Source organism: Collinsella sp. AF11-11 (assembly GCF_003465485.1).
Lineage (GTDB): Bacteria > Actinomycetota > Coriobacteriia > Coriobacteriales > Coriobacteriaceae > Collinsella.
The window spans coordinates 38,438-55,013 of record NZ_QSAS01000007.1 but is presented as its reverse complement, the minus strand read 5'-3'; the positions used below and the strand labels follow the sequence as shown (position 1 = coordinate 55,013).

The window sequence follows — 16,576 nt, the reverse complement described above, 5'->3', positions numbered from 1 at the left end:
CCGATGATCAATCGCAAGGCCATCGGCTATATCACCGCTAACTACTCTTCGACCTACGGCAGCGTCCTGCTCAAGGACCGCCCCATCGCGTCCGTTCCGTTTTTGGGCCGCTACCGCCTGATCGACTTTCCGCTGTCCAACATGATGAATGCCGGCATTAAGACCGTCGGTGTCGTCATGCCGGGTAACTACCGCTCGCTGATCGACCACGTGGGCTCGGGCAAGGACTGGGGCCTTGATCGCAAGAAGGGCGGCCTGTTCATGGTGCCCGGCAACGCGTATGGCACCACCAAGGGCGGCATGCGCTTCCTGCTGCGCGACATCATCTCCAACAAGACGCTGTTCCAGCGCTCGGAGAATCCCTATGTCGTGATGATGGGCACCAACATCATCTTTAACATGGACCTCAACACCATCATCGAGGCGCACGAGAACTCCGGCGCCCAGATGACCGTGGTGTACTGCAAGGCCACGCGCAATGTCGAAGACGAGACCAAACTCGAGATTAACGAGAACGGCCGCCTGACGGGCGTGAGCGCCGGCGTCGCGTACGGCGACAACGCCTCCATGGACTGCTGCATCGTCAACCGCGAGACGCTCCTCGAGATTATCGACCACTACCAGGCCGCCGACTATCTGGACCTGCTCGAGGCACTCCAGGGCGACTTTGGCAACATCGACGTGTGCAGCTACGAGTACAAGGGCGAGGTCGTGGGCGTGTTTAGCGAAAAGTCGCTGTATCGCCGCAGCATGGACCTGCTCGACCAGACCGTGGCCGACCAGCTCTTCGTTCCCGAGCGCCCGATCCTGACCAAGGCTCACGACGTGCCGCCTTCGCGCTATGCGACCGGCAGCCACGCGTGCAACTCGATCATCTCGGCCGGCTGCATCATCAAGGGCACCGTGCGCAACTCGATCCTGTCGCGCGGCGTCGTGGTCGAGGAAGGCGCATCGGTGACCAACTCGATCATCAACCAGAGCTGCATCATCAAGAGCGGCGCCCGCGTCGAGAATGCCATCCTGGACAAGAACAACGTGGTTCCCACCAACACCGAGCTTCGCGGCACGCCCGAGAACATCCTGGTGCTGGGCAAGGCTCCGTTAACTTCCGACACCACCATCGTGCGTTAACGTTGGCACCGCAACATCGCTCGTAACATGTAGAATAGCCGCCCGGTTAGCGCCAGGCGGCTATTCTCGAATTGCAACATGGGAGACAATATGGCAGATTCCAGCAAAAAGATGCAGATTGTGTTTGCCTCGGCCGAGTGCGCACCGTTTGTTAAGACCGGTGGCCTGGGCGACGTGGCGGGCTCGCTGCCTGCGGCGCTCGTGCGCGCCGGCGCCGAAGTTATCGTGATGGTGCCCAAGTACGCCACCATCAAGGACGAGTACAAGGCGCAGATGGAGCACTTCTCCGACTTTTACGTGAGCCTGGGCTGGCGTAACGAGTACTGCGGGCTCGAGAAGCTCGAGCACGACGGCGTCACCTATATGTTCATCGACAACGAGCGCTACTTTGCTCGCGACTATCCGTATGGCTTCTTTGATGACGGCGAGCGCTTTGCGTTCTTCTCCAAGGCCATCACCGAGAGCCTGCAGCACCTGCCGGCCGGTTTTGAGTGTGACATCCTGCACTGCAATGACTGGCAGACGGCACTGGCGCCCGTTTTCTTGCGCGAGTTCTACCAGGGCCTTCCGCTGTACGACCGCGTCAAGACCGTGTTCTCGATCCACAACGTGGCGTTCCAGGGCCAGTTTAGCGACACCGTGATGGAGGACATCCTGGGTGTGGCGCATATTCCGGCGGCCGCCTCGCAGCTGCGTTGCGACGCCTGCAGCGTCAACTACATGCTGGGCGCGCTGCGCTATGCCGACGCCATCACCACGGTGAGCCCCACCTATGCCAACGAGATCCAGACGCCCGAGTTTGGCGAGGGCCTGGACGGCGTGCTGCGCGAGCGCTCCTATGCGCTGCAGGGCATCCTCAACGGCATTGACGTGGCGGGCTTTGACCCGGCGACCGACAAGCGCATTGCCGCCAACTACACGGTTGACGACCGTTCCGGCAAGGCCGTGTGCAAGGCCAAGCTGCAGGAAGAGCTGGGGCTCGAGGTTCGCGACGACCGTCCGCTCATGGTGATGGTCACGCGCCTGACGCGCCAGAAGGGCATGGACCTGGTCATGTACGCGCTCGACCGCATCCTGGCCGGAGGCGTACAGGTGGCCGTGCTGGGTACCGGCGACCGCGACTACGAGGACGGCCTGCGCTATTTCCAGGACAAGTACCCCGGCACCATGGCCGCGCGCATCGAGTTTGATCCGGCGCTGTCGCAGCGCATGTACGCCGCCGCCGACATGTTCCTGATGCCGTCGAAGTTTGAGCCCTGCGGCCTGTCGCAGATCATCGCCATGCGCTACGGCACCCTGCCCATCGTGCGCGAGACCGGCGGTCTGAAGGACACCGTAATCCCGTATAACGAGTTTACCGGCGAGGGCACGGGCTTCTCGTTTAGTAACTTTAACGGCGACGAGATGGGCGACGCCGTGTTCCGCGCGGCGCGCCTGTTCTGGGACAACCGCGATGCCTGGAACCAGCTGGTCACGCAGGCCATGAGCCAGGACTTTAGCTGGACGCGCTCGGCCGACAAGTATCTGGACCTGTACTTCTTTATGCATCCGGAGATTGAGAGGCCAGCGGCTGTTGTCGACGAGCCTGAGGCTGTTGCTGAGCCGGTGGCCGCCGAGGAGCCCAAGGCCGAGGAGAAGTCTGTTGAGGCTGAGCCCGCAAAGGCCGAGCCTGAGGTGAAGGCTGAGGTTGCTCCCAAGGCAGAGGTCGAGGTCAAGCCTGCTGTAAAGCCCGCAGCTAAGAAGACCGCGACTCGTAAGACGACGGCGAAGAAGGCCACGACCACGAAAGCCGCTGCGAGCAAGACCGCGACCGCGAGCAAGACCACCGCTGCCAAGACAACGACCGCGCGCAAGCGCACCACCGCCGCTGCCAAGAAAGCCGCCGAGGCCGAGGCTGCTCCCGAGGTAAAGGCCGAGGTCGCAGAGGCCAAGCCGGCCGCCAAGGCTCCGGCAAAGACCGCTGCCAAGAAGACGACCACGACCGCCAAGAAGGCAACGACCGTCAAGAAGAACACGGCAACGAAGTCGACGGCCGTCAAGGCTACTGCGACCAAGGCCGCTCCGAAGGCCGCCGCAAATGCTACTGCGACCAAGGCCGAGGAGGCAGCCGCCGAGCCCAAGGCCGAGGCAGCTGTCGAGGCCAAGCCGACCGCCAAGACCACCACGCGCAAGCGCACTGCAACGACGGCCAAAAAGACCACGACCAAGGCTGCTGCTCCTAAGGCAGAGGCTATGCCCGCCGCCGTCAAAGAGGAGACCAAGCCCGAGCCGGCACCGAAGGCCGCCGAGGTCAAGGCTAAGACCAAGGCTGCCCCGAAGGCGGAGGCTAAGCCCGAGCCTGCCAAGGAGACCCCGGTCTCCCCTGCCGCTCCGACCGAGAAAAAGGCTCCGACCAAGAAGACTTCCGTCCGCAAGGCAACGGCCACCCGCAAGCGCCGCTAATCCAGACGATCCAAAACCTCATCAAACCCTAAGCAAGGGGCGCTCCAACCGGGGGCCCCTTCTCTGTTAATAGTTGGTAAAACGATTTTCTAGGACAACCGTTCGCCGATGGTAAACGGATGTTGTTTATACAGCCTATGTACAACAGATATACTTACATCCTGTGCGTAAAGCCATGGCCCGCAGGCCGTGATTCTATTGAACTGGACCGTATTATGAGATTGATACACAACAGCCGTCTGCCGCAGTTTCGCACTCCGTTTGGCGCTGTGACCATAGGAACTTCCGTTTCGCTGTCGGTAATTTTGGAGGATGCCGACCCCAACCAGGCAACGCTTACGCTGCGAACCTGGGTCGATGAGATCGGGGAAACTCTGTATCCCATGACGCACGAGGGCGACGGCATCTTTACCGTAGAGCTTGAGTGCACCGAGCCCTGTCTTATCTGGTACAGCTTTATCTGCAATATCGAGGGCCAGCCCGAGGTTCGTCTGGGCGCACCGCAGGGCCGCACCGGCGGCGAGGGCGTAACCTACGACTACGCCGAGGTTCCGTCGTTCCAGGTCACCGTCTACAAGCACCGCGAAGTTCGTCCCGAGTGGTACGAGCGTGGCATGGTTTACCAGATCTTCCCCGACCGCTATGCCCGCGACGAAAACTGGCGCGAGCGCACGCTGGCCGAAGTCGAAAAACCGCGCAACGGAATCCAGCGCCGCATGGTCGAGGACTGGAACGAGCCGCCCGTGTACGAGCGCGCCGAAGACGGCTCCATCAAAACCTGGGACTTCTACGGCGGGTCGCTCAAGGGCATCCAGGAAGACCTGCCTCGCATCGCCGAGCTGGGCTTTACGGCCATCTACCTCAACCCCATTTTTGAAGCCGCGAGCAACCACCGCTACGACACGGCCGACTACACCAAGATCGACCCGATCCTGGGCACCGAGCGGGACTTTACCGAGCTGTGCCAGGCGGCCGAGAAGCTGGGCATCTCCATCATTCTGGACGGCGTCTTCAACCACACGGGCGATGACTCGATCTATTTCAACCGCTACGGCAACTACCCCGGCGTGGGCGCGTGGCAGAGCGAGGATTCGCCATGGCGCGATGCGTTTTATTTCCACGAGGACGGCTCATACGACTGCTGGTGGGGCGTGGGCAATATGCCCGCCATCAATGAGAGCTCCGAGCTGGTACGCGAGCGGCTTCTGGGCAAGGACGGCGTGATCCGTAAATGGCTACGTGCCGGCGCTCATGGCTGGCGCCTGGACGTCGCTGACGAGCTTTCCGACGACTTCCTGGCCGAGATCAAGAAGGCCGTACTTGCCGAAAAGCCCGATGCGCTGTTGCTCGGCGAGGTCTGGGAAGATGCCTCCAACAAGATCAGCTACGGCCATCTGCGTCGCTACCTACAGGGCTCCGAGTTGGACTCTGCTATGGATTACCCCTTCCGCGACATGGTCATCGGCTTTTTGATGGGCTACAAGAACGCCTACCAGGCAGCCGAGGATATCGAAACCCTGCGCGAGAACTATCCCCGTGAGGCCCTGTCCTGCGCACTTAATCTGCTTTCGAGCCACGACCGTCCGCGCATTATCTCGGTGCTCGGCGGCGGCCCCGACGAGTCGCAGCTGCCCGAGTGCGAGCGCAGCAAATGGCGCCTGGACGAGAACTCGATGGGCCTAGCCAAGAGCCGTTTTTGGCTCGCCACGCTCATGCAGATGACCTTCCCCGGCGTGCCTTCGATCTACTACGGCGACGAATACGGCCTGGAGGGTCTAACCGATCCGGGCAACCGCCGCACCCTGCCGGCCAAGGACCAACTGCACGACTTCGACACGCTGGCTATTGTCAAAAACGCCTCCGCCGTACGCCGCGCACTGCCGTTTATGATCGACGGCGAGATCAAGGCCTTCGCGCTCAACGACGAGGTGCTGGCATACAACCGCACGGGCAAGGATGGCGAGTCCGCGACGGTTATCATTAATCGTAGTCTGCGCAATTCGCACCGCGTGACGATTCCGGCGCTCGATGAATGCGCGAGTGACGTGATCAGCGGTCACGAGTGCGAGATTCACAACGGCACGGTCACGCTCGATTTGTATCCGCTGGGCTCGTCGATCATCTATCACCATGCCGAGCAGCGCCTGCAGGAGCCGCTCGATCACGGCGCGGGCGTTGTGTGCCATATCACCTCGGTACCGACCGATGACGGCAAGCCCGGCACGATCGGCGCACCAACGCGTCGCTTTATCGACCATCTGTCCGCTATGGGCATGCGCTACTGGCAGGTCCTGCCCGTCAACCCGACGGATTTCTTCCGCTCCCCCTATGCCGGGCCCTCGGCTTTTGCTGGCAATATCGACCTGCTGCCCGAGAGTCACAAGGAGCTAGCCGCCGACTTTGAGACCTGGAAGGCCCGTGGCGGCGAAGATGCCGATCCGCTCTACACCGCGTTTAAACATCGCAACGCCGATTGGCTCGAGAAATACTGCGTCTACATGGCCGTTAAGAAGTACTTTGAGGGCGAGTCGCGCCACGATTGGCCGACGGATGTCGCGCGCTACAACGAGCACCTGATTGACGACAAGCGTTTCCACGACGAGGCAGAGCTGCAGGCGTACATGCAGTACCGCTTTGACCTAGCCTGGTGCGAGCTCATGAACTACGCGCACAAGAAGGGCATCGAGGTCATCGGCGATATCCCGATGTATGTCTCGGACGATTCGGCCGATGCATGGAGCGAGCCCGAGAACTTCTGGCTGTCCGATACCGGTAAGGCGATTGAGATTTCTGGCGCGCCGCCCGACAACTTTGCGCCCGAGGGCCAGGTGTGGGGCAACCCGACGTTCCGCTGGGACCACATGAAGCAGAACGGCTACCGCTGGTGGATGGATCGCCTACGTCGTGCGTTCTCGCTCTACGACCGCGTGCGCCTGGATCACTTCCTGGGCTTCCACAGCTACTTTAGCATTCCCGCAGGTAAGGCCTGCGCCGACGGGCGTTGGCTGGCAGGCCCGGGCAAGGACCTTTTCCAGACCGCCTATGACGAGTTGGGGCCGCTCAACTTTATCGCCGAGGACCTGGGCTACCTGACGCCCGGTGTTCGCGCCATGGCTTCGACTTGCGGCTTCCCCGGTATGGACGTACTGGAGTTTAGCGATTACGACGTTCGTTGCGGCGTGCACCCTACGCCCGGCAAGATCCTGTACACATCGACTCACGACACGTCGACGCTCGCGGGTTGGTGCACGCGCTCCTTTGCGGGCGGCGACGAGCCGAGCGGTGTTGAGGTGGCAGCCAAGCTGATGAGTGACGCGCTGACAAGCGACGCTCCCCTGGTGATGATGCCGCTGCAGGATGTCCTGGGGCTGGGCGACGACGCGCGCATGAACGTACCGGGCGTGGCCACGGGCAACTGGACCTGGCAGGCTGACGAGGCCGACGTTGCGGCCGCCGAGAGCAAAACCGCACAGCTCCTGCGCAACACGCATAGATTCTGGGGCGAAGCGTGATAAAACGCCCGATATAGGGTACAGTTACAGACGTTTGAATTTTTGCGGGCAGAGTAATCTGCCCGCTTTGTGCTGAAAAGGAAGTATTATGGCGCGCTACGATTACAAGTGCTCGAGCTGCGGCAACGTGTTTGAGGTTGAGCATCCCATGTCCGAGACCCCCGAGGTCGTGTGCCCCAACTGCGGCGCTCCGGCCGCCAAGACGTTCTCGGCCAGCGGCATCAAGTTTGAGGGCAGCGGCTTCTACAACACTGATCAGCGCAGTGGCGGCTCCAGCACCAGCGCCACCAGCGGTTGCTGCGCCAACTGCCCGCATAGCCACTAGAAACCAATCAGCCCCGCGACCAACACCAATCGCGGGGCTGATTCTTTAGCTGCCCAGGTTCCTTATGAGTTGCGGTGAAATAAGGACTGTTTGGCGGGCAGAAGCCGCTATTCAATCCCTATTTCACCGCAACTTAGTCGTTACTTGTGGACCAGGCGGGCGCAGAAGTGGCCGTCGTAGGAGTCGGCGTTTACCGGCACGCTTTGGAAGAGGCCTCGATCGTTCTGGCGTACGGATACGAGCTTCTTGGCCTGGGCGAACTCAGGCAATTGAAGAATCTGCGCCTCGGAAAGCGGTGCAACGCTAAAGCCGGCACCCTCGGGAGAAGCAAGGAACGCGTCCACGACCTGCGTGTTCTCCTCGTCGAAAACCGAGCACGTCGCATAGATGAGCTCGCCGCCGGCAGCCACGCGCGCAGCAGCCTCTTTGAGCATCGTCAGCTGCAGCTTGGGCAGCTCAACCGTCACATCCTTTTCGGTCAGGCGCCACGGGATCTCGGGATGACGACGCATGGTTCCGGTGCCAGAGCACGGCGCATCGATAAAGACCGTATCGAACTTAACCGGCTCGCCAAGCATGGCATCAAACGACGTCAGTACTTCATCAAGCTCGCAAGCATCACCCGAAACCGTACGAACGCCCTGAATACCTGCCTTATGCAGGCGAGCGAGATTCTGGTCGCACTTGCGATCATGCAAATCGAGCGCCGTATGCTGACGCTCATAGCCCGCACGCTTGGCCTGGCACATCATCACATAGGTCTTGGTGCCACGGCCGGCACCAATCTCAAGGCAGCAACCAGGGCGCGTGGCAGCTGTGGCGATAAGCTGGGCGTTAAGGTCCGAGGCCACCGCGGCAGCACGCTCAAACACACCCGAAGCAACGGTAACCTGGGCATCAACCGGGGCATGGCAGCCCGGGAAGACAGGCGCGACGAGCTGCGAGATATACGGATCGGGCTTGGAAGCAAAAGCGTTCTCATGCAGGGCCAGCGGCGCGGGGGCCAGATTGCCGGCAAAGTTAAGCGCACCCTCTGGTGTGTCAAACGATGCCATAATGCGAGCGCACAGCCATCGCGGCAAGCCCATCAGGCGAGACAGGCGAACCAAGCGTCGCTCAGACTCATCGGCATCCACCGCGGCGGCAAAATCATCGACGTTGTCCGCAACCTTATGCAGAACGGCGTTCGCCAGACCGGCGGCGGACTTAGCACCGCAGCGAACCAGCTCAACTCCCTGACTTACGGCAACGCGGCCAGGCGTATGCAGGTAGAGCATCTCGAAGGCAGAAATACGAAGCGCCATGCGAACGCGCGGCGCAACCTTTTTGGGCTTATCGAGAAACTGATCGAGCAGCTCGTCCAAAATACCCTGCGTGGCGGCAACACCCAGCGCCAAGCGGGCGGCAAAAGCGGAATCGCGCTGGTCAATAGCCTTGGCCGATGCGCGAGAGGACAGCACGTCACGTGCATACATGCCGCGGCGATCGGCCTCCATCAGCACATCGAGCGCAAGCTTGCGCGCGGGAGACAGCCTGCTCATGACAAAACACCCCAGATAAGATCGGCACCCTGCAGGCCAGCAGACCAAGCAGAAGCAGTCATAGCACGCTTGCCATCGGGCTTAACCTCGAGCAACTCAATCGAGCCATCGGAAAGACCCAGGTAAACACGCTTGTTCTTAACGTCAACAGCGCCCTCGCCAAGCGAAACATCGGCCAGCGCAGTATCGAGCACGCGAACGGTCTTGCCGGCAATCACGCAGCGAGCAGGTGCGGTATCGGACGAAGCGAGCACATGACGCACGCAATCGAGCGCCGCCATCTGCGGATCAAGACGCATCTCCTGCTTGGAAATCTTCGCAGCATGGGTGACAAGCGACTCATCCTGCTCGATCCACACCGCCGTACCATCGGCAAGCGACGGTAGCGTATCGGCCAGCAGCTTACCGCCAAGCTCACCAAGCTCCATGGTCAGCGCCTCAGCATGCTTACCGGCAACCGAGGTCGAGGCCTGCGCACAATAGGCGCCGGTATCCACGCCATGCCCAATGCGCATAATAGAAACGCCAGCAATCTCATCACCAGCAAGAATGGCACGCTGAATAGGAGCAGCCCCACGCCAACGAGGCAGCAAGGACGCATGAACATTCACAATACCGAGCGGTGCCATATGCAGCACCTCATCGGGCAAAATGCAGCCATAGGCAGCCACACAGAAAATATCAGCCTGGGCAGCCTGGAGCACCTCAACAACCTCAGGCGTCATACGATTCGCCTCAATGACCGGCAACCCCAGCTCCAGCGCCTTAGCCTTAACAGGAGACGGCTCCAGCTTCTTACCACGCCCACGAACAGCATCAGGACGAGTAACAACAAGCGCAATCTCATTCCCAGCCTCAACAAGCGAAGTCAAAGAAGGCACAGCAAAATCAGGCGTACCCATAAACACAATACGCATAAAAGTTAGTCTCCTCTCAATAACGAGCCGAGACGGCTACAAAAAAGCGTTCCTGGTCGCAAGCGCGCCCAGCCGCAAGAATAGTTCAACAGAAACAAATATACCCAAAAACAAAGAAAGAGCCGCATAAAAGCAGCCCTCCCAAGAAAGCACCTATCAGCGAAGACGCCCCTCCCTGGCCCGACGGCACCCGGGCGAAACGAAGAGCGACAACGTAGTCCCTGGGATGGGGCCCACACATATCGTCCCGCGCGCAGTTTCGCAGCAAAGCGAGAATGTTTGAGCACGGGATGATATGTGTGGGCCCCATCCCAGGGACGGACAATTAACCTACTCCGTCTCGCCCGGTCGAGCGCCGCGGGCCAGGGCGTCCTGGTACTCCTTGACGGCCTTGAGCCTCTGCATCGGCTTCAGTCGCTCGAACATGGTGTTGCCGTGCAGGTGATCGATCTCGTGCTGCAGGCACACGCAGAACAGATCGCCCGAGGCCTCATAGCGAATCAGGTTGGCGTCCAAGTCGTACGCCTCGACGACGACATGGTCGGGACGCTCGATCTCGCAGCTAATGCCAGGGATGGACAGGCAGCCCTCGCTAAACGGCACCAGATGGTCGCTCTGCTCAACAATAACAGGGTTGATGAGCACGTATGGGTCGTAGTCATTCTTGTCGGTGTAGTCGCAGTCGATGGTGACGAGCTGAATGAGTTCACCGATCTGCGGGGCAGCAAGGCCGCAGCCGCCGTTCTCGAACATCATCTTCTTCATCTTCTCGGCAAGTGCCTCGATCGCCGGGGTGATCTCCTCGATGACGGCGCACTCTTGACGCAGGCGGGGGTCGGGCGACAGTACGATTCCGTTGGCTTCCATGGCCATCCTTTCGGGTTGTTACATCAAATCATAGGCATCGACGTCAACGCTCACGCTCACGCCGCGCACGGAGCCCACCTCTTTGAGGCAGGCGTCGATATCATCAGAAACATGGTACCCCACGGGCGACTTCACAAGCAGATGGAAGCGGTAACGGTCCTTGGCTCTCTCGATTACACACGAAGCCGGACCCAGCACCTGCGGCACGGCACTCCCCGCCCGCAAAAAATCGGGCGCGGCGGCATGCCAGCGGCGCTTAAGAAGCTTTGCGATACGCCCGATGTAGTCCTGCGCGTCGTCTCGGTTCGCCGACCACACCAAGATGTTGACCAGGCGCACAAACGGCGGGTACAGCGCGTCGCGACGCTGGTCCAGGTCGTAGTCGGTAAAGATCGAGCGATCGTGCTCGGCGACGGCGCGAATGACCGGATCCTCGGGCAGATACGTCTGGATGATGACCTCGCCAGGGCGATCGCCGCGACCGGCGCGACCGGCGACCTGCTCAAGCAAATCGTAGGCGCGCTCCCCTGCGCGGAAATCCGGCAGCTTGAGGGCGAAGTCAGCATTGACCACACCCACGAGCGTGACCTCGGGAAAGTCAAGGCCTTTGGCGATCATCTGGGTGCCCAGCAACACGGCGCAATCGGCAGCATCGAACTGCTCGAGCAGCTTTTTGTGCGCATCCTTGCCGCGCGTGGAATCGGCATCCATGCGGATGATGGCGACGTCCTCGGGCAGCATCTGGTGCAGTGCGTCCTCGATCTGCTGCGTGCCCAGCCCCATTTTTGCCAGGTAGCGACTGCCACATTTGGGGCAACGACTCGTGGGCGCGGGATACGGCTGCACGCGCCAGGAGGATCCGCATGTGTGACATTGCAGCGTGTGCGTGCGCTCGTGATACGTAAGCGCGGTGGAGCAGTGGTTGCAGGTGGGAACGCAGCCGCACTCGCGACACATCAGGAACGGCGCAAAGCCACGGCGGTTATGCAGCAGCACGGCCTTCTCGCGGTGCTCTACAACGCGCTCCAAACCTTCCATCAGCGGTTTAGAGAACATTGAACGGCTACCGTGCGAAAACTCGCGGCGCAGGTCGGCAATGCGGACCTCGGGCAGCACGGCGTGTCCCGGGCGCTCGGGCATCTCGACGCGCGTCCAAGTGGTGCCGTTATACGTTCCACGGCGGCAGTGGTCGAGGGCCTCGGCCGAGGGCGTGGCGGAGCCCAACACGAGCGGGCAGCGGTAGCGCCGCGCCATCTCGGCCGCCACCTCGCGCGCGTGGTAGCGCGGACTGGACCCCTGCTTGTAGCTGGTCTCGTGCTCCTCGTCAATGATGATGAGACCCAAGTCGCTGAGCGGGCAAAAGAGCGCCGAGCGAGCGCCGACGACCACGCGGGCCGCACCGCTGGCAACCATATCCCACTGGTCCAGGCGCTCGCCGGCCGAAAGCCGCGAATGGAACACGGCGACCGTCTCGCCAAAGCGCGAGCGGAAGCGGCCGACGGTCTGGGCTGTCAGCGATATCTCGGGCACCAGTACGCAGGCTGAGCGGCCGGCCGCGAGCACGCGCTCGATAGCGGAAAGGTAGACCTCGGTTTTGCCGGATCCAGTGACGCCATCGACTAGGACCACGTCGCCGTGAGCGTCAAGGCGTGCGCGCTCAATCTGCGCGAGGGCCTGTCGCTGACCGTTGGTGAGTGCCATCGGGGCCTTGCCGCTCGCCGAGGACAGCGTGGTCTGCTCGCTGCAGCCACGCCAGGCGCGGCGCTCCTCCACAACCACGACGCCGCGTTTTTCGAGCGCCTTGATGGTCGCCGACATGCTGTTATAGAGAAGGTTGAGGTCGCGCGTCGTGACCGGGCCGCACTGGAGCGCCTCGATGAGTTGGCGCTGGCGGACCGCGGTCTTGGGCGGCGTATAGTCGAAGCCTTCGGGCGTGAGCATGACCCAGCGATTTTGGATGGGTTTGACGGCTGGACGTTCAACCGTCCACACGCCGTCGTCACCCTTGACCACACGCGGACTGCCGCCCGGGGGCAAAAACAGGCGCAGGCACTCGGAAAGCGTTGCGACGTACTCGTGGCTCATCCAGCGTGCGATACGGGCGGCTTCGGCGGTAAAGAGCGGTTTGCTGAGGATAGCCTCGACGGCTTTAATACGCGCGGGGTCGAGGGCGTTGTTACCCTGCAGGTCGCCCAGCTCAGGCGCAATATCAACGATATAGCCCGCGGCGGCACGGTTACCAAAGTGGACCAGGACCGTGGATCCGATCTGCGCCTCGTTGGCAAGGGACTGGGGAATGCAGTAGGCGAATGGCTCGGACAGCGCTCGGGTAGGAATGTCGAGAACCACGCTCGCGTAGGCAGCGATGGGCTCAGGTGCAGGCTTAGGCTGAGCCGAGGCAGCGACAGGCATGAGCTTCACCGGAGTCTCCTCCGGTTCCGGCGAACCAAACAGCGACAGTTGTTGAGCCATACACCACCTCTAACGAACGGACCTGAAAGGGGTGGGACAAAATAATCAGTAGAGTTTGTCCCATGCCCGATACGAGTGTCGAGCTTGTTGCGTCACTCGAACATGGGACAAACACTACTGATTATTTTGTCCCAGCAACCCACTCATCGGTACAGAAACAAGAGCCCCGCTCTGAGTGAACGGGGCTCGGATACAAACGTTTGCGCAGCGATTACAGCGCCATCGTGCGGGCGCGATCGATGCGCGCTAGGCAGTCGTCGCGGCCGACGAGCGCCATGGTCTCGCCCAGCGGAGGGCTCACCATGTTGCCGCAGACGGCGACGCGCACGGCCTGGAACACCACGCGCTTCTTAAGGTCCATCTGCTCGGGCAGCGGCTCAAGCGCGGCGTCGATGTTGGCAGCCGTCCACTCGTCCACGCCCTCGAGCGCGGCCTTGGCGGCGTCCAGAATGGCACCCATGCCTTCCTTGGCCAGGCCCTTGTTGACGGACTTCTCGTCATACTCGAGCGTCTCGGCCGTAGCGAAGATGGGAGCGGCGACGGTCACAGCGTCGGCCGGCATCTTGGTGCGCGGCTTGACAATGGCGGCAAGCGCGTCGATCCAATCCTCGCCGTACTCGACATTACCCTCGATGAGACCCGCCTCGTGCAGCTCGGGGACCATGATCTCGTCGGCAAACTGAGCATCGGACATGCCGTTGATGTACTCGGCATTGACCCAGTCGAGCTTCTTGGGGTCGAAGGTCGCCGGGTTCTTGGAAATGCGGTCGAGCGAGAACTTGCTGGCCAGGACATCGCGCGGGATGATTGTGGTCTCGCCGTCGAGCGACCAGCCGAGCAGCGCCAGATAGTTGACGAAGGCGTCGGACAGGTAACCGGCGTCGCGGTACTCCTCCACCGAGGTGGCGCCGTGGCGCTTGGAGAGCTTCTTGCCGTCGGCGCCCAGGATCATGGAGATGTGGGCGAACGTGGGCACGGGCGCGCCGAGGGCCTCGTAGACCATGACCTGGCGCGGGGTGTTGGACAGGTGGTCGTCGCCGCGGATGACATGGGTGATCTTCATCATGGCGTCGTCGACGACGGTCGCGAAGTTGTACGTGGGCGTGCCATCGGAGCGGAAGATGACGAAGTCGTCGAGCTCCTTGGCGTCGAAGGTCACCTCGCCGTGGACGGCGTCGTGGATAACGACGTCGCCGCGGTCCTCGGGCACCTTGATGCGCAGGACGTAAGACTCGCCGGCCTCGATGCGGCGGCGGGCCTCCTCGGGATCAAGATCGCGGCAACGGCGCTGATAGCCCTGGAAGGGGTCCTTGCGCTCCTGCGCGGCCTTGCGGTCGGCATCAAGCTGCTCCTTGGTGCAGAAGCAGGGATAGGCCTTGCCCTCGTCCCAAAGCTTCTGGGCGGCCTGCTTGTACAGGTCCAGGCGCTCGGTCTGGGCGTAGGGGCCAAAGTCGCCGCCCACCTCGGGACCCTCGTCCCAGTCCAGGCCCAGCCAACGCATGGCGCGCAGGATGATCTGCGTATTCTCGTCGGTGGAGCGGGTGGGGTCGGTGTCGTCGATGCGCAGGATGAACGTGCCGCCGTTTGCACGGGCGAAAGCCCAGTTATAGATAGCGGTGCGGGCGCCGCCGATGTGCAGCTTGCCCGTGGGTGAGGGTGCAAAGCGGACGCGAACGTCTGATGCCATGGAAATCTCCTCGATTGCAGGATGGATGTCTAACCGCACTAGTATAAAGCATCAAAGCAACCTCCGCACAAAGGGCACCGACCTACTCATTGGGGACAGACTTAAATGATCAGTCTTTGGGCAACCTGTCGGCACTTAGGTAAGGCTGATCATTTAAGTCTGTCCCCAATGAGTAGGTGCGGAAAGGGTGTGAATGTTTGATTTACGCGCTATGATGTGCCATTGCATAGAGAGCCCAGCGGAATGGTAACGGTCGCCGGGACACGTTTTTGAAAGGACAATCATGTCAGAAGAACTTCGTTCCATCCCACCCCAACACGGGTCCTTTGTTTTTACGTCGGAGTCGGTGACCGAAGGTCATCCCGATAAGATCGCTGACCAGATCAGCGACGCCGTCCTCGACGCAATCCTCGCCAAAGAAATAGAGCTCCAGGAGCAGGGCTACATCGCCCCCAACGGCGTGCCTGCCAACGTGGAGAACGTCCGCTGCGCCTGTGAGACCCTCGTGACCACCGGCACCGTCATCGTCGCCGGCGAGATTCGCACCCAGGCCTACGTCGACGTACAGGAAATCGCCCGCGGCGTTATCCGTCGCATTGGCTACAACCGTGCCAAGTTCGGTTTTGACTGCGACACCTGCGGCGTTATGAGCCTTATCCACGAGCAGTCGCCCGATATCGCCCAGGGCGTCGACGAGTCCTTCGAGACCCAGACCGGCGCCACCACCGACCCGATCGACCTGATCGGCGCCGGCGACCAGGGCATGATGTTCGGTTATGCCTCCAACGAGACCAAGACCCTCATGCCCATGCCGCACTACCTGGCAAGCCGCCTGGCCGAGCGCCTGGCCGCCGTGCGTCACGACGGCACCCTCGCCTATCTGCGTCCCGACGGCAAGACCCAGGTCACGGTGCGCTACGAGGAAGGCAAGCCCGTGGAGGTCACGACCATCGTCATCTCCACGCAGCACGCTGCCGAGATTGAGGACATGGGCAAGATCAAGGCCGACCTCATCGAGCATGTCATCGCGCCTGTCATGGCTGCCGAGAACATGCCTTGGGACGGCGCCGACATCTACGTAAACCCCACCGGTCGCTTTGTCGTGGGCGGCCCCATGGGCGACACGGGCCTGACCGGCCGCAAGATCATCGTCGACACCTACGGCGGCTACGGCCGTCACGGTGGCGGTGCCTTTAGCGGCAAGGACTGCACCAAGGTTGACCGCTCCGCCGCGTATGCCGCGCGCTGGGTCGCCAAGAACGTGGTCGCCGCCGGTCTGGCCGACCGATGCGAAGTCGAGCTTGCCTACGCCATCGGCGTTTCCAAGCCCCTCTCAATCATGGTCGACACCTTCGGTACCGCGCATGTTGCCGAGGACAAGATCGTCGAGGCCGTAGAGAAGACCTTCGACCTGCGCCCGGGCGCAATCATCCGCGACCTAGACCTGCGTCGCCCCATCTACGAAAAGACGGCAGCCTACGGTCACTTCGGCCGCGAAGACGCCGACTTCACCTGGGAGAAAACCGACCGAGTCGATGAACTCAAAGCAGCCTGCGGCCTGTAAGCTAACGAGAAAAGCCACAGCCAAATAGAAACGCACCAATAGAAGTACCGGCTCCAACCGGTACTTCTTTTTTATTAATCCGGTGGTGAAGATATATCGATATGAGCCCACGCTGCGT

Annotated in this window: 10 protein-coding genes; 5 read left to right on the top strand and 5 right to left on the bottom strand. The window is 61.5% G+C overall.

The window, feature by feature from the left end; translation table 11 throughout:
• The first annotated feature begins 3 nt into the window (after positions 1-3).
• From glgD to DWV58_RS05915, 4 genes are all read left to right on the top strand, one after another.
• Positions 4-1,131, top strand: coding sequence for a glucose-1-phosphate adenylyltransferase subunit GlgD (glgD, locus tag DWV58_RS05930; RefSeq protein WP_117776498.1), 1,128 nt, complete (start codon positions 4-6; stop codon positions 1,129-1,131).
• 90 nt (positions 1,132-1,221) lie between these two features.
• Positions 1,222-3,573 (top strand): glycogen synthase GlgA, encoded by a 2,352-nt coding sequence (gene glgA / locus DWV58_RS05925; protein ID WP_199586012.1) that lies wholly within the window; start codon positions 1,222-1,224, stop codon positions 3,571-3,573.
• A gap of 215 nt (positions 3,574-3,788) precedes the next feature.
• Positions 3,789-7,085, top strand: coding sequence for a 4-alpha-glucanotransferase (locus DWV58_RS05920; RefSeq protein ID WP_117776497.1), 3,297 nt, complete (start codon positions 3,789-3,791; stop codon positions 7,083-7,085).
• Positions 7,086-7,173: 88 nt separating this feature from the next.
• Positions 7,174-7,410 (top strand): FmdB family zinc ribbon protein, encoded by a 237-nt coding sequence (locus tag DWV58_RS05915; protein WP_117583493.1) that lies wholly within the window; start codon positions 7,174-7,176, stop codon positions 7,408-7,410.
• Between the two features lie 140 nt (positions 7,411-7,550).
• Here the strand turns inward: DWV58_RS05915 and DWV58_RS05910 are convergent, their stop codons facing one another.
• The 5 genes from DWV58_RS05910 to gltX all read right to left on the bottom strand — a co-directional run bounded on the left by DWV58_RS05910 (position 7,551) and on the right by gltX (position 14,894).
• The gene (locus DWV58_RS05910) at positions 7,551-8,951 is read right to left on the bottom strand and encodes an RsmB/NOP family class I SAM-dependent RNA methyltransferase (protein WP_117776496.1); all 1,401 of its coding nucleotides are present in this window, start codon (positions 8,949-8,951) and stop codon (positions 7,551-7,553) included.
• Complete coding sequence (fmt, locus tag DWV58_RS05905; protein WP_117776495.1) at positions 8,948-9,868, bottom strand: methionyl-tRNA formyltransferase; 921 nt, start codon at positions 9,866-9,868, stop codon at positions 8,948-8,950. Before fmt ends, DWV58_RS05910 begins: the two co-directional genes overlap by 4 nt.
• 330 nt (positions 9,869-10,198) lie before the next feature.
• On the bottom strand, positions 10,199-10,735 hold the full coding sequence (gene def / locus DWV58_RS05900) for a peptide deformylase (protein ID WP_117776494.1): 537 nt from the start codon (positions 10,733-10,735) through the stop codon (positions 10,199-10,201).
• An 18-nt stretch (positions 10,736-10,753) separates the two neighbouring features.
• A complete protein-coding gene (gene priA / locus DWV58_RS05895; RefSeq protein WP_233540527.1) occupies positions 10,754-13,147 on the bottom strand; it encodes a primosomal protein N' in 2,394 nt (797 codons plus the stop codon).
• A gap of 271 nt (positions 13,148-13,418) precedes the next feature.
• Entirely contained in the window at positions 13,419-14,894 is a 1,476-nt protein-coding gene (gene gltX / locus DWV58_RS05890) for a glutamate--tRNA ligase (protein ID WP_117776492.1), read from the bottom strand.
• A 283-nt stretch (positions 14,895-15,177) separates the two neighbouring features.
• On the opposite strand from gltX, the gene metK reads away from it, so the two are divergent.
• A complete protein-coding gene (gene metK, locus DWV58_RS05885) occupies positions 15,178-16,458 on the top strand; it encodes a methionine adenosyltransferase (protein WP_117583487.1) in 1,281 nt (426 codons plus the stop codon).
• Positions 16,459-16,576: the final 118 nt, after the last annotated feature.

Bases quoted from the DNA above. Each gene is read 5' to 3' on its own strand.
- fmt (WP_117776495.1), bottom strand. From the start codon at position 9,868: ATGCGTATTGTGTTTATGGGTACGCCTGATTTTGCTGTGCCTTCTTTG.
- metK (WP_117583487.1), top strand. From the start codon at position 15,178: ATGTCAGAAGAACTTCGTTCCATCCCACCCCAACACGGGTCCTTTGTT.
- DWV58_RS05915 (WP_117583493.1), top strand. From the start codon at position 7,174: ATGGCGCGCTACGATTACAAGTGCTCGAGCTGCGGCAACGTGTTTGAG.
- glgD (WP_117776498.1), top strand. From the start codon at position 4: ATGATCAATCGCAAGGCCATCGGCTATATCACCGCTAACTACTCTTCG.
- glgA (WP_199586012.1), top strand. From the start codon at position 1,222: ATGGCAGATTCCAGCAAAAAGATGCAGATTGTGTTTGCCTCGGCCGAG.
- def (WP_117776494.1), bottom strand. From the start codon at position 10,735: ATGGAAGCCAACGGAATCGTACTGTCGCCCGACCCCCGCCTGCGTCAA.
- priA (WP_233540527.1), bottom strand. From the start codon at position 13,147: ATGCCTGTCGCTGCCTCGGCTCAGCCTAAGCCTGCACCTGAGCCCATC.
- DWV58_RS05920 (WP_117776497.1), top strand. From the start codon at position 3,789: ATGAGATTGATACACAACAGCCGTCTGCCGCAGTTTCGCACTCCGTTT.
- DWV58_RS05910 (WP_117776496.1), bottom strand. From the start codon at position 8,951: ATGAGCAGGCTGTCTCCCGCGCGCAAGCTTGCGCTCGATGTGCTGATG.
- gltX (WP_117776492.1), bottom strand. From the start codon at position 14,894: ATGGCATCAGACGTTCGCGTCCGCTTTGCACCCTCACCCACGGGCAAG.